The organism is Paenibacillus sp. V4I9, assembly GCF_030817295.1.
GTDB lineage: Bacteria > Bacillota > Bacilli > Paenibacillales > NBRC-103111 > Paenibacillus_E.
The window spans coordinates 5,810,834-5,833,895 of the sequence record NZ_JAUSZE010000001.1 but is presented as its reverse complement, the minus strand read 5'-3'; the positions used below and the strand labels follow the sequence as shown (position 1 = coordinate 5,833,895).

At 44.2% G+C, this 23,062-nt stretch carries 14 protein-coding genes; 11 read left to right on the top strand and 3 right to left on the bottom strand.

The genetic code is table 11. The features are described from left to right. Positions 1-43 precede the first annotated feature (43 nt). The 5 genes from QFZ81_RS27025 (at position 44) to QFZ81_RS27005 (ending at position 13,131) form a co-directional block, all read left to right on the top strand. On the top strand, positions 44-1,624 hold the full coding sequence (locus QFZ81_RS27025) for an extracellular solute-binding protein (protein WP_307605415.1): 1,581 nt from the start codon (positions 44-46) through the stop codon (positions 1,622-1,624). Between the two features lie 77 nt (positions 1,625-1,701). Next, complete coding sequence (locus QFZ81_RS27020) at positions 1,702-4,029, top strand: helix-turn-helix domain-containing protein (RefSeq protein ID WP_307605414.1); 2,328 nt, start codon at positions 1,702-1,704, stop codon at positions 4,027-4,029. Between the two features lie 365 nt (positions 4,030-4,394). Beyond that, on the top strand, positions 4,395-9,710 hold the full coding sequence (locus QFZ81_RS27015) for an OmpL47-type beta-barrel domain-containing protein (protein ID WP_307605413.1): 5,316 nt from the start codon (positions 4,395-4,397) through the stop codon (positions 9,708-9,710). Positions 9,711-9,970: 260 nt separating this feature from the next. After that, positions 9,971-11,026, top strand: a complete 1,056-nt coding sequence (locus QFZ81_RS27010; protein ID WP_307605412.1) for a glycoside hydrolase family 88 protein — start codon at positions 9,971-9,973, stop codon at positions 11,024-11,026. A 59-nt stretch (positions 11,027-11,085) separates the two neighbouring features. Then, positions 11,086-13,131 carry a heparinase II/III domain-containing protein gene (locus tag QFZ81_RS27005; protein ID WP_307605411.1) on the top strand — a complete coding sequence of 682 codons (2,046 nt, stop codon included), beginning with the start codon at positions 11,086-11,088 and terminating at the stop codon, positions 13,129-13,131. A gap of 38 nt (positions 13,132-13,169) precedes the next feature. Here QFZ81_RS27005 and QFZ81_RS27000 read toward each other — a convergent pair whose 3' ends face one another. Beyond that, on the bottom strand, positions 13,170-13,979 hold the full coding sequence (locus QFZ81_RS27000; RefSeq protein ID WP_307605410.1) for an AraC family transcriptional regulator: 810 nt from the start codon (positions 13,977-13,979) through the stop codon (positions 13,170-13,172). A 131-nt stretch (positions 13,980-14,110) separates the two neighbouring features. On the opposite strand from QFZ81_RS27000, the gene QFZ81_RS26995 reads away from it, so the two are divergent. From QFZ81_RS26995 to QFZ81_RS26985, 3 genes are read left to right on the top strand one after another with little or no spacing between them, the layout of a single operon-like run. Then, positions 14,111-14,818 carry an RraA family protein gene (locus tag QFZ81_RS26995; protein WP_307605409.1) on the top strand — a complete coding sequence of 236 codons (708 nt, stop codon included), beginning with the start codon at positions 14,111-14,113 and terminating at the stop codon, positions 14,816-14,818. Positions 14,819-14,845: 27 nt separating this feature from the next. After that, complete coding sequence (locus QFZ81_RS26990; protein WP_307439669.1) at positions 14,846-15,877, top strand: zinc-dependent alcohol dehydrogenase; 1,032 nt, start codon at positions 14,846-14,848, stop codon at positions 15,875-15,877. 21 nt (positions 15,878-15,898) lie between these two features. After that, entirely contained in the window at positions 15,899-16,612 is a 714-nt protein-coding gene (locus QFZ81_RS26985; RefSeq protein WP_307439672.1) for an SDR family oxidoreductase, read from the top strand. 49 nt (positions 16,613-16,661) lie between these two features. On the opposite strand, the gene QFZ81_RS26980 is transcribed toward QFZ81_RS26985, so the two are convergent. Then, a complete protein-coding gene (locus QFZ81_RS26980; protein WP_307439674.1) occupies positions 16,662-17,462 on the bottom strand; it encodes a WYL domain-containing protein in 801 nt (266 codons plus the stop codon). After that, positions 17,437-18,762, bottom strand: a complete 1,326-nt coding sequence (locus QFZ81_RS26975) for a helix-turn-helix transcriptional regulator (protein ID WP_307605408.1) — start codon at positions 18,760-18,762, stop codon at positions 17,437-17,439. The genes QFZ81_RS26980 and QFZ81_RS26975 overlap by 26 nt, the downstream gene beginning before the upstream one ends. 163 nt (positions 18,763-18,925) lie before the next feature. On the opposite strand from QFZ81_RS26975, the gene QFZ81_RS26970 reads away from it, so the two are divergent. From QFZ81_RS26970 to QFZ81_RS26960, 3 genes are all read left to right on the top strand, one after another. Continuing rightward, positions 18,926-20,338 carry an RtcB family protein gene (locus tag QFZ81_RS26970; RefSeq protein WP_307449445.1) on the top strand — a complete coding sequence of 471 codons (1,413 nt, stop codon included), beginning with the start codon at positions 18,926-18,928 and terminating at the stop codon, positions 20,336-20,338. Positions 20,339-20,840: 502 nt separating this feature from the next. Further along, positions 20,841-21,953 carry a slipin family protein gene (locus QFZ81_RS26965; RefSeq protein WP_307605407.1) on the top strand — a complete coding sequence of 371 codons (1,113 nt, stop codon included), beginning with the start codon at positions 20,841-20,843 and terminating at the stop codon, positions 21,951-21,953. Positions 21,954-22,267: 314 nt separating this feature from the next. Then, the gene (locus tag QFZ81_RS26960; RefSeq protein ID WP_307605406.1) at positions 22,268-23,050 is read left to right on the top strand and encodes a nucleotidyltransferase domain-containing protein; all 783 of its coding nucleotides are present in this window, start codon (positions 22,268-22,270) and stop codon (positions 23,048-23,050) included. Positions 23,051-23,062 lie beyond the last annotated feature (12 nt).

The following is a 23,062-nucleotide window of genomic DNA, read 5'->3' as shown; positions in this document are numbered from 1 at the left end:
ATCATACAGTATGTTGAGTTGCCAAAAAGGGAGGAAAAAAACAATGAAACACCTCACATCCATTCGAAAGAAGTCGGCCGTACTTCTGGTTTTAACGCTTGCAACAGGTACACTGCTGGCGGCATGCGCTAAAGAAAGCGGCACACCCGCTACGAATACAAGTGGCAGCTCAATGCCAACTGCCAGTGCGAAAGCGTTAGAACCACCAACACCCATTAGCATTATGTCTACGTTCTATGGAGCAGAGCCTCCTGGCCCGGATAATGTGGTGATCAAAGAAATCGAGAAACGGACCAACACCAAGCTCACCATTACATGGGTGTCTCCAAACAGCTATAACGAGAAGGTAAACGTTACCCTCGCATCCGGAGAAATTCCGGACATTACTTTAATCGGGGATAATTTTGCATCAAATGTAAGAACTATGGCCGCTCAGGGCGCCTTTTGGGATTTGGAGAAATATATAAACGACTACCCTAATTTGAAAGCTTACCCGAAGGAAGCCTATGATAATACCCGGTACCAGGATGGTAAAATGTACGCCATCCCCCGCGTTCGGGGATTGGAAGCGGGCATGTTGTCCGTTCGTAAGGATTGGCTGGATAAGCTAAATCTGAAGGTTCCGCAAACGATGGACGATCTCTATAAAGTGATGGAAGCATTTACAAAGAATGACCCTGACGGAAATGGTAAAGCGGATACGGTTGGATTGGTGGGCAACATTGATTCAGGCGGCTTAAGTTTGGGCAGTTTCAATGGGATTATAAGTACGTTCCAAAATGCCAATGACAGTTGGAAGCTCGACAATAGCGGTAAATTGATCAACATGACAACGGATCCATCGACGAAAGAGGCGATTGCTTGGCTGCGAAAAGCGTATGCGGATGGGTTGATTCACAAGGATTTTGCTACGCTCAAGAATACACAGGCGAGAGAATCTGTCATGGCAGGTAAAGCAGGGGTTTCCTTTGATGCTGTCTCGACAGGATGGGTGCTCACGGAAGGAATAAGAAAGACGGATCCTAAGGGAGACATGCTTCCTCTGGTTTCATTAACGGGTCCAAGCGGAAATAAATATAATAGTAAAAGCTTGGGCTACAGCGGTGTATTTGTCATTCCGAAGTCAGTCCCTGAGGCTAAATTGAAGAAAATTTTGACATTTATTGATTACGGCGCTTCCGATGAAGGCTATGAGTTGGGTGCATATGGGTTTAAGGACGTTCATTTCACTAAAGACGGCGACTTCTATAAACAGACGGAGCAGGCTCAAAAAGATATTGTTTCAACGTCGGCCTTCGGCCAAATTTTCACTAAGTACAATAAATATACCTATGCGGTTGCTCCCAATATCGCAGCAGATTATTACAATAGAAATAAAGGAATCATTGATGAAATAAGCAAGATCAGTATTTCTAGCCCAGCTACAGGACTTTATTCCGAGACATGGACCAAATACCGAAATGAATTTTTTAAGAAGACAACAGATCTTCAGGTGAAAATCATTTTGGGAACAGAGCCGCTAGAAAGCTGGGATGCTTATGCGACGAAACTGGCGGTGGATCCGAATTGGGTTAAAGCGATGGAAGAGATGAATGCAGCATATAAGAAGAAAGCTGGCAAGTAAAGCAGGTATGGCTTGGGCTTTGTTTAATACTAACATCTAAGAACCTTACTAATGTTACTAGAGGTGGGCAGATCGCCATGAGGAAGCTAAACCTGAATTATTATTATAAAAACTTAATCATTGTATTTATAGTAACCTGTCTTCCCATGGCGATCATTGCTGCTTGTAATTATTTTATTGCTGTTAAACAAATAGAAACGGAAGTAAAGCGAAGCCATCAACTGCAGCTTCAACAAATCTATAACAGTATGGAAAAACAACTGTCTCACCTGGAATTAGTTGGAAATCAATGGGGATTTAATCCGATTTTTAACAGCGACTTGCTTAATGGCGATTTACGCCAGAAACCAGATACGACGCGAGAGTTACTGGTGTCTTTAAGGATATTGAAGGAAACCAACCCTTTGATCGACAATGCGGTGCTGTATTTGCAAAAAGACCAATTATTAATTTCCGATGATGAAGGGATCAATTCAATAGCGGAAGAACCAAGCAAGCAAACGTTTCAACAGCTTTTAACTACGAAATCATCCCTTTTCTGGTGGGATCATCCTGTCAGCGCGCTCAAATATAAAAACAAAGTGAACGTAGCTCTTGTTCACAAAGTGCAGGGACTGGAAGGAGCTCCCTTCGGTACCATCATTCTGTATATCAATAAGAGCCATTTAGATGATTTGTTATTTCCTCTTAATCCTGATGGGGAAGGGGTCGCCTTCATCCTAAATAAAGACGGTGAATGGGTAACAAACGGCAGACGTCAAAGTTCGGGACCTAACGAAATGGATGAAGCCGTTCGGCAGGAAGTATTACAACAAGTACGCCAAGGCGGCGATTTTATCTATAATCAGAAGGGGGCGAGTTATTCCGTTACGATAGGGGTGTTATCGCGAAACGGTTGGAAGTATGTAGTGGCTACGCCGCTTTCCAAACTAACAGCACCAGTCATTTTGGTTTCGAAGCTTGGCCTTGCTGTCAGCTTGATAGGGTTACTGGTTGCTGTTGTCCTTTCCTTGTTGGCATCCCGAAGCATTTACAGGCCGGTTAAGCATTTGGTAGGTATGTTCATGGATAGCGTTGGGGGAGGAGCAGCACCTGCTGAGAAAAATGACGAATTCCAATTCATCGAAGGAAAATGGCGGAAGATGATTCATGAAAGCAGAGAGCTGCACGTGAATCTGGAGCAAAGCCGTCAATCGTTGAAGGAAGGGTTATTGCTGCAATTAATACAGGGACACTTATATTTCTTCTCCGAAGCTGAGCTGAAGAAGAAGATGTCGCTCCACGGCTGGAATGCAGACGATAAGGGCTTTGCTATTATCCTGGTCCGGATGGATGGCATCGCAGATAAGAAAGGAAAGTTTCATGAAGGCGACGAACAGCTTGCAACCTTCTCTGCGGTCAATATTTCACAAGAAATATTGAAAAGCAGTTCTAAGGATGCAGAAGTGATCAATTTCTATGATCTTTCTTTTGCTGTTTTACTTGCTTATCCGTCAGAGCTTCCCAAGGAGCAGGTCAAGAGCGATGTATTCCGACTGTCTGGAGAATTGATCAATATTCTGACTCGATTTACGCAAATGAGATTTACCGTAGGCGTAGGAAAGCTCGTATATCTTGCACAAGATATTCATAAATCATTGGAGGAAGCAAGGGAAGCACTGAGGTTCAGAGATTTAGACAAAAACGAACAGATCTTAGATATGGATAATTTGCTTCCGCAGGTAGCCCCTCATGTTAACTATCCGTTTGATATTGAAAATGCGATCATTCAATCCATGAAAATGGGTGTGGAAAAGGAAGCAGTTAGGCAGCTAGAGAGTTTTGTTAAAATTTTAAAGCAAAGCCAAGGCAAGGAGATGCTGTTCCAACAAGGAATGCTGCAGCTTCTGGGAAGTATTCTGCATGCTTTACTGAAATCAGGTGTGTATTCGGCAGCACTGCATCGCGATGGTAACCTATTCGAACAATTGAGCGCCATTAAAGTCCCGGAAGAGATGCTTCGATGGATGCGATCAAGAATCATACAACCGTATGTCGCCGAGCTCTCCAACACGCGGCAGAAGATCATGAAGCAGATCGTGAATAAGGTGATAGACGCCATTCATGAGCATTACCATACTCCGATTTCTCTGGAATCCTGCGCGGATGCACATGGGATCACTTCCTACAATTTAAGCAAGGAATTTAAACAATACACGGGGACGAACTTTATCGACTTTCTGACAAATATTCGTTTGGAGAAAGCCAAGGAGCTTTTGCGGACAACCGATATGAAAATGAACGATATTGCCGAGCAAGTAGGCTATCAGCCGACTTATTTTATACGGATTTTCAAGAAGGTGGAAGGGAGTACTCCTGGTCGTTACAGAGAGATGAATGTTACACATTTTTCTGTTGATTCATGATAAATTTATAAAATAACACAATGGCTGCTTGTGAAAATGAGCCCAATGACCTGAGGCAAAGCCTCAGGTTTTTTTCATTTTATAAACTAAAAATTTCGGCGAATAAGACAAAAAATAATTGTTTCATTCATGTTGCAGTTTAACTTGAAAGTATAGAATAAATCTGTAATTACAGTCGCTTATCTCTGTGATAGGTTCCTTTCCTTGGTTAGTTAGGAGAAACAAATTTTACAAATTTATTTAAGGAGGTTGGTTGTGAACTTGTTGGACGTGTAATGTAATTTCCAATCATGAAAACGCTATCAGCATGTGTTTTCGTAAAATCAAATGGGTTTCGATACATCCATTTAATTAGGAGGTAAAAGATGTTAATAAAAGTAATTAAACATTTGATTCGATTTGTTGAGCTTACAGCTCTGGCTTTGTTACTATTTATTTTCAATCCTTTTGTTTATAACTCGGTATCAGCAGAAGAAACACAACCACAAGAAATAGTTTATGTATCCCCAAGCGGTTCAGATATGACCGGAAATGGGATGGAAAGCAGTCCTTTTCTAACCATAACAAAAGCACGTGACACAGTCAGGGAATCTATCGCCAATCATACCATGACCGGGGATATTACCGTATATCTACGGGGAGGAACATATTTTCAAAGCAGCACGCTTACATTTGAACCGGAGGATTCCGGACTAAACGGCTATAACATTATCTATAAGGCTTATCCGGGGGAAACCCCGATCATTAGCGGGGGCCAGCCTATCACTGGGTGGCAATTAATGTCGGCAGGGCTTTACAAGGCCCCGGTCGATTCACTTGACTTCCGGCAGCTATATATCAATGGCGACCGTGGCATCAGGGCGCGTACACCGAATGCAGGAAGTTTTTATAGATTAAAATCCTTTGATAACGACAACAAGACCATCAAAGTGAACCTCTCCGAAGCCGATGGCTTGGTTGGGGGATCAGGCACTGCTGAAATGGTCATTCAGACCCATTGGGCGGACCGGCATCTTCTAGTTGAATCCGTCAATATCGGAAATACTGAGGCGACCATAACCCCCAAGGAGCCTGAAAGGGACCAGGTTATCGGCAATGAAAATCCAAAAAGCGAATCCAATCAATCCTATCATTTTGAGAATAAATTGGCCTTTTTGGATCAGGGCGGGGAGTGGTTCTTAGACAAGGAGAATCAAGAAGTCTATTATCAACCTCGTCCGGGCGAGGATATGTCTACTGCTGTCGTTATCGCCCCCAAATTGGAAACCGTGGTCAAACTTACGGGCACCGTGGATAATCCCGTACATCATATTCAATTCCATGGTGTGAGTTTCGAGCATTCCACCTGGCTGAAGCCTAATGATGGTTATGCCGCCGTACAGGCGACATATTATACGGTCGGAGGCCTCTGGTATGGCGGCAAGCTTCCCGGAGCGGTACTGATGGAAGCTGCAGGCAATATCCGGTTTGAGCGCAATACGTTCAAGCATTTGGGCGCAACGGGGTTGGACCTGAGTTACGGCAATTTCGATACATCCATTGTGGGCAATGTGTTTACGGATATTTCCGGCAACGGTGTTGGGGTAGCAAGCAAACTCTATACACTAACTGCAGCTCCGACCGATCCTCGAAAGATTGATAAAAGAATTCAAATTAATAACAACTATGTCTCAAAAACTGGGCAGGACTATTATGGCGCCGTAGGAATTTTTGGAGGCTATGTGGAAGAACTGACGGTAGAGCATAATGATATTACAGATTTGCCTTATAGCGGAATGTCGGTAGGCTGGGGCTTTACCACTACTCCAACGGCACTGAAGAATAACATAATAAGGAATAACCATATTTATAATGTCATGAATTTGCTGGATGACGGCGGCGGAATTTATACTTTGTCCTATCAGCCCGGCACCCAAATCAAAGAAAACTATATCCACGACGTTGTCCGTTCGCCCTGGACCACTGTCAACTTTCCGGATAAAGAATGGTGGCGGAACCTTGGGATTTACCTGGATAATAGAAGTTCAGGAATGACAGTTATGAATAATGTTATTTTGAATGCGGAAAGAACGATTAAAACCAACATTGAACCGTACGGGTCCAATACCTTTATACGTAATCACAACGACCTTCAGTGGGTCAAGGATCTTGCTGGGATCGAGCCTGCCTTTCAGGACATCCGTTTGACGGTAGCGGGAAACCCACCGCCTGCTGTGCTGGATACTATGCCGCCGACCCTGTTGAGCGCTGAGACGAATGAAACGGGAACTGAGATTTTGCTGACTTTTTATGAACCGTTGGAAGCCATCTCGGACTCGGGAATCTTGGACGCTTCCAAATTTATCTTAAACGGTACGACTGCCGTGGTATCTTCCGCTGTTATGGATTATGCGGATGTCAGAAATGCAAAGGCAAAGCTTTTACTGAACAAGACCGCTGGTTATGGCAAGACGGTTACTCTCACACTGTCGGCAGGCGCAGTAAAGGATGTAGCATTAAATAGTATTCAAGAAGCAAATGGTTTCAGTATCATCAATAATACGCTTATCCCATATTTTATGAAGGTTTCCATGGTAGGGTCGCCGATTCTGCATGTTGGAGAGACTACACAAATTAAAGCTGCTTTTACAACCAGAGACGGCATGCCGGTAGAAATATCGCAAGGTATCCTTGCCTATAACTCTGCGGATAGCAGCATTGTAACGGTAAATAACGGTAATGGTATGGTGACAGGGATAAAAGCGGGAGAAACTAAAGTAGCTGTTAGTTTCCAAATTGACGGAATTGAATTCCTGTCTAACGTAAATCTGCTTGTTATCCCTGCGGGCACTCCCCGGCCCGAGCTTGTGAACATTGCAAAAGGAAGGCCGGCAACGGCAACAAGTGAATATAGCTCAACCTATGCCGCAAGCAAGGCTATCGATGATAATATCAATACGGCCTGGATTACAGCCGGAACAGCATCATGGACGGTAGATTTAGGTGAACAGGTTGACTTATATCGGCCTCGTAGAATCGAATTTGTAACCAGACAGGATGCTGATCAAAATTCTTCGCGAATCAACTTTGAAATCAGGGCGTCGAATGACAGTACATTCGCAACTTATACAACATTGGGAAGCCAAGGGCCTGGTGTATTACCGTATAGATCGACATGGTCTGTTGATTTGACAGATACAAGCAGCTATAGATATATACGCTTTGTCAAACCGGTGAATTTTGCAGCGGTAGCTGAACTCAGGGTACTGGCTGAGCCCAAGGATTCTCAGAATGAGGTTTCATCAATAACCGTTCAACCGGGAGATGCGAAATTGACAGTCTCATGGGACGAACCGTCGGATGCAAACTTTGCTGGAGTTAAAATTTATCACGACGGTGCGGTTGTGAAATCGGTTGCCAAAGGCACGAAGTCAGCCGTCATTGAGAACTTGGCAGGTGGCGTACCTTATACTTTTATTATGAAAACCTTTACTAATTCTGGCGTAGAATCATCCGGGATAAGTGTTACCCGGACACCCATTCTGGTAGATGTTATTGGACCGACACTTGTGAGCGCAGTAACGGATGAGACAGGAAAGGTTATTGCTGCGACGTTCAGCGAGGCACTGGATAAAGCTGCTTTGCAAGCATCAAGATTTATCCTCGGAGGAACAGATGCTATCGTCACGGAGGCTGCGTTGGATAGTACCGACACCCAGAACAAAACAGTAAAGATAACGTTGAATAAACCGATCGGTTATAAGAAAGTAATTACACTTTCGCTTGCAGAAGGCGCAGTGAAGGATGCAGCGTTAAATCCAATTCTAGCTGTAAATAACTTTAATATAGTGAACAACATGCTTATACCTTATTTCATGCAGCTTTCTATGCAAGGGACGCCGATTCTGAATGTTGGAGAGACTGTACAAATCAAAGCGGCCTTGACAACCAGAGCCGGCGAGCCAGTGGATTTATCACAAGCCATTTATGCCTTTAACGCTGCGGATAGCAGCATTGTAACTATAAATAACAGCAATGGAAGGGTGACAGGTGCGAAAGCGGGAGAGACTACGGTAACTGTCAGTGTTACCATTGATGGAGTTGAAGTCCGGTCTATTGTAAATATCCTTGTCATTGCTGCAAACACGACAAAGCCTGCACTTGTGAACATTGCAAAAGGAAGACCGGCAACGGCAACAAGTGAATACAGTGCGACTTACTCGGCAAGCAAAGCAAACGACAATAATATCAATACGGCTTGGGTAACAGCCGGTACTGCATCATGGACGGTAGATATGGGTGAACAGGCAAGCTTGTATCGGATTCGCCGAATCGAATTTGTAACCAGGCAGGATGCCGACCAAAATTCTTCGCGAATCAACTTTGAAATTCGGGCATCGAATGACAGTACATTCGCAACTTATACCGTACTGGGAAGCCAAGGAGCTGGTGTGTTGCCATATAAATCAACATGGTCGGTGGACGTGACGAATATAAGCAGTTACAGATATGTACGTTTTGTCAAACCTGTCAACTTTGCAGCGGTAGCAGAACTGAGGGTACTTGCAGAGCCAATTGTTGACAATACGCCACCGGTTACAACTGGCTTATTAGAAGGTACCAAGAGCAGTGATGGGATCTATACTTCCGATGTGATGTTAACCTTAGCAGCATCGGATGCTTCGGTAGGATCAGGAATTGATAAGACGGAATATAGCTTTGATGGAACAAACTGGCATATTTACAATGGCCCATTGGTGTTTACAAATGAAGGCATAACCAATGTGAGCTTCAGGTCATATGACATAGCAGGCAACATAGAAATCCAACACACGATAACGATTCAGATTGATCAAAAACCTCCAGCAGATGCAACCTTAGTTGCCGATCTTACTGCGCCGACTAACAACGGTGTCACTGTAACGGTCAGCTATCCAACTGACGCAACTATGAAAGAATACAAAGTGGGCATGAATGGTGCATGGACCGCGTACACTGCTCCTGCCCTCATTTTGGATAATGATACCGTGTATGCAAGAGGAACGGATGCTGTGGGCAATGTATCCAATATAACCAACTACGCAGTAACTAATATCGATAAGATTGCACCGGTAAGTATCGCATCTGTAAGTCCAGGCATCCCTAATGGAAGCAATGGATGGTATACGTCCGCTGTAACGTTAAACGTATATGCAATGGATAATTTATCAGGCGTGGCGAAAATCGAATACCAAGTGAATAACAGAGAATGGATAACTTATTATGGTTCCATTCCTGCCTTTGAGGAAGGAACTTATAAGGTCGGTTATCGCAGTATGGATCAAGCAGGAAATGTAGAACAGATCCAGAACGTCGAGTTTATGATTGACAGAACGGCACCAATTCTCGCTATTCAATTAGACAAAACGTCTATATGGCCGCCAAATCATCAAATGGTCACCGTTAGTGCAGTGGTGTATTCGAGCGATGCTGCATCAGGTGTTGCCTCTGTGGTATTAACCTCCATTACATGCAATGAACCGGATAGCGGCGAAGGTGATATTGGGGCAGATTTGGGGACAACGGCTACCTCTTTTAGTTTGCGTGCTGAAAGATTAGCTACTGGTACGGGACGCATATATACAATTACTTATACGATAACCGACCAAGCGGGCAATAAATCAACATCAGTAAGCACAGTTATTGTACCGCATAACCAATAAGTTAAGTTATACCAGACAGCAAATCCGTGAGTTTGCCCAGCTTGTTGAGAAACTTCAACAGGTTCTTTTTATTTAACTGGCATGCAGCCAATTATTCGGCGAATAAGATAAAAAATAATTGTTTCATTCATGTTACTACTAGACCTTAAAGTATAGAATAAATCTGTAATTGAAGTCTTTTGTCTAAATATAAAGATCCTTCTCTTTGCTAAAAGGATAATCAAATTTTACAAACTTATATTTAAGGAGGCTTGCTATTCATGAACCCGTTGTACATATCGCAAAAGCTATACGAGCACTACGAGCATATGGACGAGGTAAAGCATTATTACGGATTGTTGTCCATCTACGCGCTGCTGCAAACTGCTGAAGAGAAGCAGGATCCGGTACTGTTAGAGAAATGCAAACACATCTTGTCTCGCTTTCCGGACCGAATTGAGCACCCGCGTTACAATTTTCCAAGCTACCGTATTGGCGGTATCCCCAAGGCTTATGCGCTGATGAAAGGCTATATGCCGGAGGCGAGCAATCAGGTAAGAGAGTATGCCGAGGAAATGATGACCGCCACAAGGGATCGTAAAGGCATTATGTCGTATCCGTATGCTCCAGAAGAGGAATTGATATGGATCGATGTCGCTATGGCAGTGACTCCATATTTGCTGTTCGCGGGACTTGCGCTTGACGAACAGCGGTATATCGACGAAGCGGCCAATCAAACGTTTCTTATGTATGAGGAATTTCTCGACTCCGAAAATGGCTTGCTTCATCAAAGCAAGAATTGGGCAGGACCTGGGAAATTTTCCGAGGATCATTGGAGTAGGGGAAACGGATGGGGATATATGCCTCTAGCCGAGCTCGTGCAGCATCTTCCGCCAAGTTCCGTCCATCGGCCGAAGGCGGAGAAATACTTCAAGGATTTATCGACGGCACTGCTTCCCTATCAGTCCAAACGAGGCTTATGGAGACAGGAAATTCCGTTTGAATACTCCTATGAGGAAACGTCGGGAACAGGACTAATCCTATATGGAATTGGCATTGGATTGCGTATGGGGCTATTAGACAAGGACACTTATTTCCCCGTCCTTCAGAAAGGTATAGAAGGGTTGAACATGATTAGCATCAATCCGGATTATTCAACAGAACGCAGTTGTCCAGGATGTTTGTGTCCTGGCGAAGGCGAGGATAGAGGTACTGTGCAGTCCTATGTAACGTTGATGCTGCCGCATCGAGATGAACATCATAGCTTCGCACCGTTAATGTTTTCTATGGTTGAGGCTTACCGAAACGGAATCTATGATGTTCCTCGTAATGACTGAACATTAATCAGGCAGCAACGGGGCATGCCGAATAGGTCATGACAATGGGAGGTCTGGTTTTGGGAAGAATTCTCGGAAACTTGGAAGAATTACGCAGTCGTATTTACAAGGATACAGGTAAAATAAGAGATCTTTGGACATCGATGGAGGAGCGGGTCAGGGAGCATACGAAATCTCCAGGTTTGATGCAGCCGGGAAATACACAGGAGTGGTGGCACCTGATTTGGGAAAGACTCAGCGATGCCGCATTTGTGCAAGCTGTCAAACCGAGTGAAGAGCTGCAAACGTGGCTTAGAGAAATTGTACTTGAGGTCTGTGATAAACCAATCAATGAATGGATAGGCCCCTGGTTCAGGTCAAGAAGCCTTCCACTAATGGGAACTTTGGAAACGGCTCATACCTCAATCGCCATCGCAATCGTGATTGACTTATGCCCTGAGCTATTCAGCGATGAGGAATTGTTGATTATTAAGGTCAACTTGAGAACCAAGGGGATGGATCCGTGTAAGGCTGCTGCTAATCAATATTTGAATGCGAGAGATCAAATTAGCAATTGGTTTATGGTTCTATTAAACGGTATAGGGACGGTCGCAGCGGTACTGGATGATCGGGAAACCGTTGCGGAAACCGTAGAATATTACAAGGCAGCGGCTATGCTCTATAACGAAGATAGCTACGGCGAGTCGGTGCAATATAGTAATTATGCAACCATTCATTTAAGCCATTTGCGAGAAATCTTGACGCGATACGATCCGAACCTCGAAGAGAATCTGGATATTGGGTGTTATGCGAAGCTGATGCCTTGGTATGCGGCGAGCTTTATGTATATGAAGCCGCTTGAGGGATGGGGATTGGAGCGATATCCCAGAACGGTGAACTTTGGCGATAGCTCAGCTATGTTTCGCCCTTCTGGGGATGTACTGCTCCATGTAGCTGCCCGAGCCAAACGACAGTTCCCGATTGAATCCGGTATAGCACGCTGGTTATTCGAACGAATGTACGCAAATCCACGATTAGGACCTGATGAGGGTGCATCTTTCGGTTTTAATAATAGCTTCCAGTTTCTCAGCATTCTACTTTATCAAGAAGCAGCGGAAGCGTTGACGCCGGAGCAGGCAGGGATTCCGCTCCTGTCATCGTTTGAGGTGGGTAACATTATTGCAAGAGATCGCTGGGAGCGGCCGGTTACTGTGCTGGCAATTCAAGGGGGCTTCAAGCCGCATCATATCACTGCCCATCGGCATGAGGACCAGAATAGCTTTATTCTGTCACATAGGCAGGAACGTTTCTTTGTCGACCCGGGTCACTGCTGCTATAGATTGAGAACACAGGACTTCACGAAATCAACAACTTCGCACAATACATGGAGTTTTGAAGCGGAGGATAAGGTTGGAAACCCGTTTGTGATCGAACAGAAGCCCGTACACGGGAACATTTACAAACCGACATCCCTGTTTAATCATAATCGCATTGTCAAAGAATTGAATGGCATTCATGTAGTCCGATCGGATGCGGCAGAGCTTTACGGCGAGCCGATCCGCAGTGCAGAGCGGACATGGATCGCGGCGATGCCGCACACCCTTTTTATCATCGACAGGATTCAAGCTGACCGTCCGGTTAAGGTGAGGAGCCACTTTGTGATCAATAACCGTGATAATCGGTTAAAGTCAAAGGTAGCCGCAGAAACGAAGCTAGTGTTCAGGCGAAACGAAGCAGGAATGAAATTTTTTCAAGTGAGCGCTACGTCAGATGGGGAGGTTAACTCAAACCGCCTGTCGTTGGACTGGGGATATGTTCACGATTGTTATCATCCGCTGCCGAATCAAAAGGGGCAAGGGGCGGAAGGAAGTGCTTCTATATTCCGTTATGAGAGCGAGAGGTATCAGACACAGCACACCATCATTTATGCCATTGCAATGGATGATACGGAAACGGTAAGGCACTGGCACATACTGCCATTATCGGACCATCATTTCTATGTTGAGCCTCCGGCAAAGACGGGGGGATATTCCTTACAATTGATGGAGAATGAAGATTTGATTGTTAAGGATCATTCGAGTGGTCGGGAGTACCTCATTAGCCAAAGCGATATGACTCCGCGGTAAGGAAAAGACTTAGCGATATCTTTGCATGTCATCGCCTATTATCCTGTGATGTAATCTGAAGGGTTCGCGCCTGTCAGCTTTTTGAATAAGCGGCTGAAATAGTAGATATCCTGAAAGCCTACCGACAACGCTGCTTCCGTCACGTTACATTCTCCGCTTAGCAGGAGATCCTTGGCTTTGTTGATACGGATATGGTTCTGGTATTGTATGGCGGTCATACCGGTGATTTTTTTGAACAACAAACGAAAATGAGAATCGCTCATGTCCGCAAGCTTTGCAAGCTCATCGATGGAAAAATGGTTCTTATAATTGGATAGAATCAAGTTGGCTGTTTGCTCGATCGCGTTATAGTGGGCAGACCCGTGAATCGTCCGATCCTGTTCCTTGATAAGGTGATACAGAATATCCATAATGATGCTTTTGCATTTTATAACGAAACCGCTCCGCTTGCCGGACCAAACCAGATTAAGCTCTGCGAAAAGGGAGGGAAGCCTGTATAGATGCGGGCTGCGAGTCACATGATCCAATCGGTCCAAAGATTCCTGGGAATTCTCGTTAAGGAATTGAATATCGAATGCCACTGTATAAAAGGACCAGGGATTCATCGGATTAGAGGAAGCTGAACGCACAAGGCCTTTTGGAAAAAACAGCAGATCCCCTTTTTTAACACTTATTTCTTTTCCATTAATACCGTATAAAGCCTCACCATCCTTGCAGAAAGCGATAATATAAGCTTCGTGATTGACGATCCGGTCATATTTCCAATGGGGATTCGGTTCCCGTTCGTAGACATTTCCGATGCTTGATATGTTGAAATCATAATCATTTTGTACATGAATATTAGACATTGCTTGATCGCTCCATCGAAATAAGATTGTTATTTTTATTATAATAACGCGATTAGATGAATGTCCAGCAATATGTAAGCCTTGTCAAAAAATAATCAATTCGTACAAACCAAATAGTGGAGGGAAACAAGATGAATTTGGATCAATTGAAAGCAAATCGAAGCAAAAGGGAGCTCAAGCCGCTTCCTATCTCCGATAAGGAGCTGTGCGAGCGCTTTGGTCAAGTGTTTACAGCGGCCGTAAACGATGTATTAAGGGAGAATGGCCTTCTTCATCAAGTCCTGCCGAGCAACATCATGCCTTTGAAGGATGAGATGGTGTTATGTGGGGTGGCGTTTACCGTCAAGGGCTCGAAGAATCTCACTTTGGAAAGCGAAATGGAGCAGCGGGCCAAAATGCTGGAGGAGATCGGCGATGGCTCGGTGGTCGTCTGGGATACGAGTGAGGATGATGAATCGGCGCAGTGGGGGGAAGTGATGACCATGGCGTCCAAACTGCGAGGGTGCAAGGGGGCTGTGGTTGACGGAGGTGTCCGGGATACGAACAAGGTCCTGGAGCTTGAGTTCCCCTTGTTTTGCAAATACAGGACATCCAATGGTATGCTCGGAAGATTTCGCATGATCGATTGGCAAATACCCGTCATGATCGGCCAAGTGTTCATTTATCCAGGGGATATTATTTTCGGAGACATTGACGGCGTTATCGTAATTCCCAGAGACATGGCCTATGACGTCCTTCTCAGGTCAGAATATATCAAAGAAAACGAGAAAGAGATTAAGCAGATGGTGCTAGATGGACTAACGCCGACGGAAGTTGTGAAAAAGGGCGGCTATTTTTAACGCAAAAAATCAAAGGGAGGAATGAACATGAAAGCAGCCGTATTAACGAAATGGGAAAATATCGAAATCCAAGAAGTGCCGGTTCCCGAACTAGGAGAGGAAGAATGCCTCATCAAAGTCAGGTATGCGGGAATCTGCGGTACGGACCTCCATATTTATGAAGGGCATCATCCGACAGCGAAAACACCTGTCACAATGGGGCATGAGTTTGTCGGGACAATCGAACAAATAAACACGAAGAGCGAGACTTCTTTTAAAATAGGCGACAGGGTGGTTATGGAGCCCCTAATCAGCTGTGGCACATGCGAAGCTTGCAAGGAAGGTAATTGGCATGTCTGTCGGAGCCTTAAGCTCTTCGGCATTCATACGAACGGAGGTTTTGCCGAATATTTGAAAGCATCACTGGCTAAGGTGATTAAGGTTGACGACGCGCTTTCAGACCGGATTGCGGCCATGACGGAGCCGTTTGCGGTGGGATTTCATGTGAATCGAAGAGCCGGTGTGAAAATTGGTGATCGTGTATTAGTGATTGGTGGAGGCCCTATTGGCTTGATCGTTGGCTTGGTCGCACGGGAAGGTGGTGCTTCACAGGTGGTATTCTCGGAGATCAATCCTGCTAGGGTCGAACAAATCCGCTCGTTTGGTTTTAGGGATGTGATTAATCCAGCTGAGGAAGACGGTGTGAAAAGGGCGAACGACTTGACTGCTGAAGAAGGCTTTGACATTGTCATTGAAGTATCCGGGTCCCAAGCGGGAATCCTCTTTGCCACACAAGCGTGTAGGATAAGGGGGACAGTTGTCTTCGTAGGTTTTCCAAGCAAACTACCACAATTAAATGTACTGCAGGGGATTTTTAAAGAACTTACCATGATTGGAAGCCGAGTGTATACGTTTGGTGATTTTCAGAAAACGATTAAAATGCTTGGGAATATGGCCGCTTCAAATCAATGTGATCTGGAGAAGCTTATCAGCGACATTTGCCCATTGGAACAACTGGAGACATCTATTCAAACGATGAAAGCAGGCAAAAATAACGGGAAAATTTTAATTGAATTTTAACGGAAAAAGGATGTGGTTCGGATGAATCGGTTAAAAGATAAAGCCGTTGCCATCATCGGCGCTAGCGGGGGTATGGGCCAAGCTGTCGCCAAAGCATTAGCTGCAGAAGGGGCTAGGCTTGCATTGGGATCGCGAAGTGAGCAAGCTCTAGCAGAACTGACTGCCTGTCTTGTAAGGAACGGAGCCGAAGCCGTTTGTAAGGCATTAGACGTAACAAGTGAGCAAGAAGTACAGGCATTCTTCGACATGGCATCACAGGCTTTTGGCCACCTTGATGTACTATTGAATTTGGCGGGTTTAAGTATTCCTGCTTCGATTGCCGAGATGTCCGTGGAGCAATATGAACAATCCATCGATGTGAATCTGAAGGGTACTTTCCTTTGCTCTAAACATTTTATTCCGCTTGTGAACACGGAGCACGGGGCTTTGATTGTCAACATAGGTTCCATGGCTGCCAAACGGGCGAACTCTGGAGCGCCCCTCTATTGTACTGCCAAGGCTGCCGTCAATATGTTCTCGCAGGGACTGGCCTTACAGTTGGTGGAGAAAAACATTCGAGTCACCACGTTAAACCCGGGAGCTACGGATAGCGGCTTTTGGGGGACGCGACCGGTCGCGAGGGACAAATTCATGACGACCACCGACGTAGCTGAAATGCTGATGTTTGTTCTTCAAATGAATCCACGAGTCGTTGTTCATGAAATCAATTTCGAGTCATTTGCGGTTTTTAAGTAGGTTTCAATAAACGGATAGCCGCCCTCTGGTATTTTTCCAGAGGGTTGGACTATGACTGCTCATACCTAGCCAAAGCTCTTTTGGCCGATTCAAGCATTCTCCTTTGCAAATGATCGCCTTGGGTGACACGCACGCGCTTACCCAAGAAACGAAGTTTGCTAAGGACATATTCGGCTTCATTATTTTGAAAGGTTAATCGGATTGTATATGATTCTTGAATTTCATCGTAATCAACTTGCTTCTCAAAACAAGAGAAGGCATACAAAATCCGGGATAATTCTCGATTGTACTCCTTTATAACCTCAATCGTTGCATGAATCTGACGTTTTTGCAGCAGTTTCTCTATATCTAAACCAATTTGGGCAACTCGCTCAGGAGAAATGGACAACTCTTTGATCGATTCAATTTTTTCGAGTTTCGTACTCATCATTGCTCGATGTCTGATGTGATACCAGAGCAAGTACCATTCTTTTTTCACCAAGGAATACTCAAGCTTATAGGGAAAAGCCATTTCATTGGTAAAAGTCCGATCATCCTTCACTCTGTAAGTAAGTTGGATAGCGGCTTGACTCGTAATGAATCGACGTAATGCGCGAAGCATCGGGTGATAGACTAGCTTCTCCTTACTTCGAGCTTTCTCAATAAAGGCATCAGAAAAATCCAAGGTATTCTCATCAACTAGGACAGATTCAAGCTTTTCCAATGTCACTGAAGTGAAAGCATAGGACGCAGAGGGGTGGTTAAGCATGGTTTTCAGCCATGACCTTTCCTGTGAGGTAATCATGAAAGTGCCCGAATTCTCTAGCCGCGTAATCATTTGATAGTTAAATATTTTCTCGAACAGGTTCATAATACGTCTCGAGCTCCTTCCACTCCGCAATCATCTCATTCCGAAAATAGATCGGTTCAAGCACTTCGCAGCTAGATCCGAAGCTTCTAATCCAAGGCTTAATTTCCGTAGTTCCATTAACCTTAATTTCGAAAATAAACGAATCGATCTGTTCTTCCGTAATCTCTCCCCACTGCCCCTGAAGAAGGACACGATCTTTAATGAAATTCGGCCCCGTATCGCCTGGGTTAAAAAATCTTACTTTCAAGATAACCGATCGTCCGGTATCAAGGACCCAACTATGCTTGATACTCTCCTCCAATACACTTTTCTTCTCATCAAAAAGGATTGAGTCGACAGTCTCACCTTGCTCAATTTGAGTCATGCCTTCCATACGATATTTCTTGATACCATGCCGGTAATCATAAGCAAGAAGATACCATCGTCCATATTGGTGATCGTAGACAATTTTGAGTGGTAGTGTTTTCTGCAGCTTCCCTTCCATTTCGCGTTCAAACAATGGATTTGTGTTTTTCGATGAATAGGACTGCGAATTTTTAGGCGAAAAGTATAAGAACTCGATTTTGCGGCGTTTTTGGATCGCTGATAGAAGGATGGAAAGATGCGCTTCATCCAAAATACGTGAGTGGTAATGATATTTATAAAGGAATGGTTCTATGGATGTTGGCTCGGATGAGGTCCGATTCATATGCTTTTTTAGCCCGTCTCGCAGTAAATAGCCTTGAACGGACGGTACCTGTGTATTCGACATCACATCAACAAAATCATAGAGGTCAAGAAGCTCATCCTGGCTAAGTTCATGGATTAAATCATTATGTATGCGATAACGATAGGGGCGTGGTCCAGGCACTTTTTTAATGACACCGACTTCTTCGAGATATTTCAAGTCGTTTCGAACCGTTTTCTCATCAGGAAGTGAGGAATCGGTTTGGATATCTTTACTACATACATCCAGCAGCTCAATAGCGGTAAGTGCCTGTTCATTCAAAGCAGTAAGCAAAGTAGAAATTCGTTGACTTTCGGATTCTTTCAATGACTTTGCTCGAAATAAGAACAGCAGCATAGGATCAGTTGAATCGAAATAGCTGTAGCGCAGCATCTCGGCGAATTCTTTCCTTTGCGTGTCCGGTGCTTGTTGATACATAGTCGCTACGATTTCTTTTAACCGGCGTAAGGTTTTATCAAAGGTATGAACCGAGATACCGAGCCTCTCCGCAAATTGCTGACGACTGTACGCACCGCTAGTGAGGACAAGCATTCGCAGAAATTGAATTTCTTTATCAAAGCTTTCCTTGGCCATTTGTATCCCTCGCTCTTCATTTCAACCTTTACTTATTGTAACAGGGGAGCGATATGGAGAAAATGGAAAACTTTTCACCTGTCGTCATACTTTCACCATGTTCGTTCGAAAGGAAATAAGCGAAGATAGCTTTAGAAGAAAAACGGAGGTTAACCAAATGGATATGAAAACAATCGTACACGGCGGTAATCATTATGAAAAGGAACTAGAGCATGGCAATCTACATGTTTTTGCTAACCCGGATGTTTTCCAATCCTTTGAGAACAAAGTATTCGAAATGGCAGATAATAACCTGCGTATTCCGCGCAATGTGCATATGAGCTATACCCCGGACGCCCATGTTGGTATTGGTACTTGCATTGGGACAACGGCAGTTTGGAGTATGAAAGACGGGTTCGTTTCCCCATCAATTGTTGGCGTAGATATCGGCTGTGGCATGCGCGTACATACAACATCCCTGCACAAACGTGATATTCAAGACAAGGGTGTTCGTAGAGCGCTAATCAAAGCGATCGAGAAATATGTTCCAACGAATGAACGAACGAATACGAATTATTCCGATATCGATATCATGAATGTGGTGCAGGACGGGTTAAAGGGACTTCCCGAGAAATACGTTCCGAATGAACAGTGGTTGTCACATGTTGAGGAGTCAACATTCAAGTTTGACCATGCCTACCTTGAGAATTTGCCAGCAAAAATCCGTAAGTATGCCCATGGGCAGCTGGGGACGCTTGGCGGCGGGAACCATTTTATAGAAATTCAATATCTAGAAGTGGCGGAGGCTCATAAGGATGTAGGGGCAAAATGGGGCTTGTTCGACGGTCAAGTTGTCGTCATGATTCACTCCGGGTCCCGTGCATGGGGAGCTATGTTGGGTCAAGAATTCACCAAGGTTTTCAGAGAAGCCATGCAAAGCTGGGGAATCGAAAATCCCGACCGGAATCTCTTATATGCTCCTATTGCAAGTCAAGAAGGGCAAACCTACTTAAATCTGATGTATTCCGCTCTAAACTTTGCGGTAAGTAATCGACATATGATTGCCTTTGGCGTGCGTGAAGCTTTCAGGGAAGTATTTGGCGGGGATGAAGAGTTGCCTGTTCTATATGACCTCATGCATAACTATGCGCTAAAGGAATTTCACCGCAATCAGCCGATGCTCGTTCATCGAAAGGGAGCGACAAGAGCGCTGCCGCCAGGTCATTTCCTGAATACAGCTGCCTATAAAGAAACGGGACATCCGGCATTAATCCCCGGTTCAATGGGAACCTCATCCTACATTATGGTTGGGAAAGAGGAAGGACTGAAAAACTTCTACTCCATCTGTCACGGTGCGGGCAGAGCGAGATCACGGAAAGCAACAAAAGAGCTTGTCACCGTCGATCAATTCGCGCAATCGATGAAAGTTGGAACGGATGATGAGATTCTCGTTAATCATCGTTCTCTGCAAACCATCCTTGATGAATGTCCGCAAGCCTATAAAGATGTGGATCAGATTATTGATAGTGTTGTGGGTGCATCGTTAGCTGATGTGGTGGCGACTTGTAAGCCGATGGTTGCGATTAAAGGGGTTTAAGAAATTGTAGTGATGATAGACGTCAATGGACGTATAATCATAAATTTGGATGTATGTACGGATGACTTTACCTAGGCTAGGATTTCAAATAGTCCGGCAGTGCTCACACATCTCTATGTGTTTGTATACTGTAATGTTCATTTCGGCGTACATTCCCCAGGTGCAGGGGTTCGAATCCCCTATCGTGTGGAACGATTAGCTCAGTGGTAGAGCACTCGACTTTTAATCGAGCGAAAAACATCCCCTATTGATTGTGTATTGGAGTCTTCTGTGGCTCTCAGATAGCACACTGCACTAAGGCTATGCAGTCTGCAGATACCGATTGCAAGAATGCTTAAAACCGTTTGTTAAATAACGGGAAGATAGACGGTTTGCTAGTGAAACCCGACATCTCCAACTAGTTTCAAATGGCTGTTATTCATTACTTGTATTCTTAAGCAGAATTCCGCCCTACTCGCAGGAGGACTCCAAATACGTGATCTATCATTCAAGGAGGTTTAACATGTTTAAAAAAGTGACGATACAAAATGACGAACGAGGACTGCTTTTTCGTAAAGGCAGCTACTATAAAAGCTTACAACCAGGCACTTATCGGTTGTCTCCATTTTCGGATGATAACGTTGAGATTCTAAATATCATGCACCCTTTTAATGTAAAAGGGAAAGATCTTCAGTTGTTTATGCATGACGAAATACTCATACAAGAGCTGGATATTGTGCAAGTTCAAGACTATGAATACGTTCTGCATTATGAAGATGGCAAATTTGTTGGTTTGTTGACAGCTGGAAGCTATGCCTTTTGGAATGCTTTGAAAAAGCACACCTATCTTCGTACAGATATACGTAATCCTGAATTACCAAAGGAAATTGATCCAGCTATCATTCCTAAGCTAATTGGTTATTATCAAACATTTGATGTGGCTAGTCACGAAAGTGGAGCTTTGTTTTATAACCATGTCATGCAAAAGGAGCTTGCTCCCGGCAAATATTATTTCTGGAAGGGACCTATAGGAGTCTCTGTGAAAACCATCGACCTGCGCCAACAACAAATGGATATGACGGGGCAAGAAATGATGACGGAGGATAAGGTAACTCTTCGACTTAACTTTGTGTGCCAATATCGTATTGTGAATCCACTTCGAGCGCTTGAAATCAAGTCGTTTGAAGAGCAAATGTACATTCAACTGCAGCTTGTTTTACGTGAGTATGTTGGTACGTTGAGATTAGATGAATTGCTGAAAATGAAACAGGAAATCACCACCTACGTTTTGTCACGCTTGAATGAGAAAAGTCTAGATTATGGCGTGCAGTTCTTATCCGCAGGTGTGAAAGATATTATTCTGCCGGGTGATGTTAAGGATATTCTGAATACGGTCTTGTTGGCTGAGAAGAAGGCTCAAGCCAATCTCATTACGCGGCGTGAGGAGACAGCTTCTACTCGGAGCTTGCTCAATACGGCTAAGCTTATGGATGAGAACCAAACCCTGTTTCGTTTGAAGGAGCTTGAATTTCTTGAGAAGATATGTGAGAAAATCGGGACGATCTCTTTCAATGGTGGAGGTAACTTACTAGAGCAGCTGAATTCGCTTGTTGGAGATAAAAACATTTCTAAGTAATGATAAATTTTATTAATAGGCACGATCATTATAATTAATCTTTCCGCCGCAACGGATTGACAGTACTTAGGTTTGACTCGTATGATGTTTGTAAATGAATGGAAAGGAGGCCGACGATATGATTCGCAATCAAATTTCTATGAATAACCTGACAATTGAAAAGCAATTCATACCATCGGTCTCAACCGGACTTTTGACGAATACGTAGGTACTCTTTGAGTAGGCCTAGTTTAAATTTGACATGATAAAGCCGTAGACGATGTTGGTCTAAGGCTTTTTTTGCGTCCGCATAATACGAAGAGAGGGTGAGTCCCATGACATTTGATATGAATAAAATAGATAGTGAGCTTAAACGAATTGAACAAGAGGAAGGCGTGCGGATCCTTTATGCCTGTGAATCGGGTAGTAGAGCGTGGGGGTTTCCATCGAAAGACAGTGATTATGATGTGAGGTTTATCTACGTAAGACCTGTGGATTGGTACCTATCCATATTTGAGAAACGAGATGTCATTGAGCGTCCGATCAGCGATCAGCTGGACATCAACGGTTGGGATTTGAAAAAGGCGCTGAACTTGTTTCGCAAATCGAACCCACCTTTGCTCGAATGGCTCCAGTCGCCGATTCAGTACATGGAGCAATACGGTGTAACGGAGCAAATCCGCCAGCTTTCACCGTTAACCTTTTCACCGCGGTCCAGTATGTATCACTATTTGCATATGGCCAAAGGGAACTTTCGGGAATATTTACAGGGTGAGTATGTGAAAATCAAAAAGTACTTTTATGTGTTACGCCCAATACTGGCTTGCCAGTGGATTGAAGAGCGCGGCAGTATGCCGCCGATGGATTTTGAAGATCTGGTGGAGCAAATGCTGCCGGGATCGAAATTAAAACAAGAAGTATATACGTTGTTGACGCGTAAGAAGGCTGGCGTCGAATTCGACTTAGAGCCGAAAATTACGGTAATCAACGATTATCTAGATCGACAAATCGCTTATTTTGAAGAAACTGCCAAACATATCGCTGTCTCTGGTGAAAAGCAAGAAGCAGCATTAGATGCTTTATTCCGAGATGCGCTGAGGGAGGTTTGGGGTTCATAGAGAGGAACAAAA

Excerpts from the sequence above, each read along its gene's own strand:
- QFZ81_RS27025 (WP_307605415.1), top strand. The coding sequence starts at position 44 with ATGAAACACCTCACATCCATTCGAAAGAAGTCGGCCGTACTTCTGGTT.
- QFZ81_RS27020 (WP_307605414.1), top strand. The coding sequence starts at position 1,702 with ATGAGGAAGCTAAACCTGAATTATTATTATAAAAACTTAATCATTGTA.
- QFZ81_RS27015 (WP_307605413.1), top strand. The coding sequence starts at position 4,395 with ATGTTAATAAAAGTAATTAAACATTTGATTCGATTTGTTGAGCTTACA.
- QFZ81_RS27010 (WP_307605412.1), top strand. The coding sequence starts at position 9,971 with ATGAACCCGTTGTACATATCGCAAAAGCTATACGAGCACTACGAGCAT.
- QFZ81_RS27000 (WP_307605410.1), bottom strand. The coding sequence starts at position 13,979 with ATGTCTAATATTCATGTACAAAATGATTATGATTTCAACATATCAAGC.
- QFZ81_RS26995 (WP_307605409.1), top strand. The coding sequence starts at position 14,111 with ATGAATTTGGATCAATTGAAAGCAAATCGAAGCAAAAGGGAGCTCAAG.
- QFZ81_RS26990 (WP_307439669.1), top strand. The coding sequence starts at position 14,846 with ATGAAAGCAGCCGTATTAACGAAATGGGAAAATATCGAAATCCAAGAA.
- QFZ81_RS26985 (WP_307439672.1), top strand. The coding sequence starts at position 15,899 with ATGAATCGGTTAAAAGATAAAGCCGTTGCCATCATCGGCGCTAGCGGG.
- QFZ81_RS26980 (WP_307439674.1), bottom strand. The coding sequence starts at position 17,462 with ATGAACCTGTTCGAGAAAATATTTAACTATCAAATGATTACGCGGCTA.
- QFZ81_RS26975 (WP_307605408.1), bottom strand. The coding sequence starts at position 18,762 with ATGGCCAAGGAAAGCTTTGATAAAGAAATTCAATTTCTGCGAATGCTT.
- QFZ81_RS26970 (WP_307449445.1), top strand. The coding sequence starts at position 18,926 with ATGAAAACAATCGTACACGGCGGTAATCATTATGAAAAGGAACTAGAG.
- QFZ81_RS26965 (WP_307605407.1), top strand. The coding sequence starts at position 20,841 with ATGTTTAAAAAAGTGACGATACAAAATGACGAACGAGGACTGCTTTTT.
- QFZ81_RS26960 (WP_307605406.1), top strand. The coding sequence starts at position 22,268 with ATGACATTTGATATGAATAAAATAGATAGTGAGCTTAAACGAATTGAA.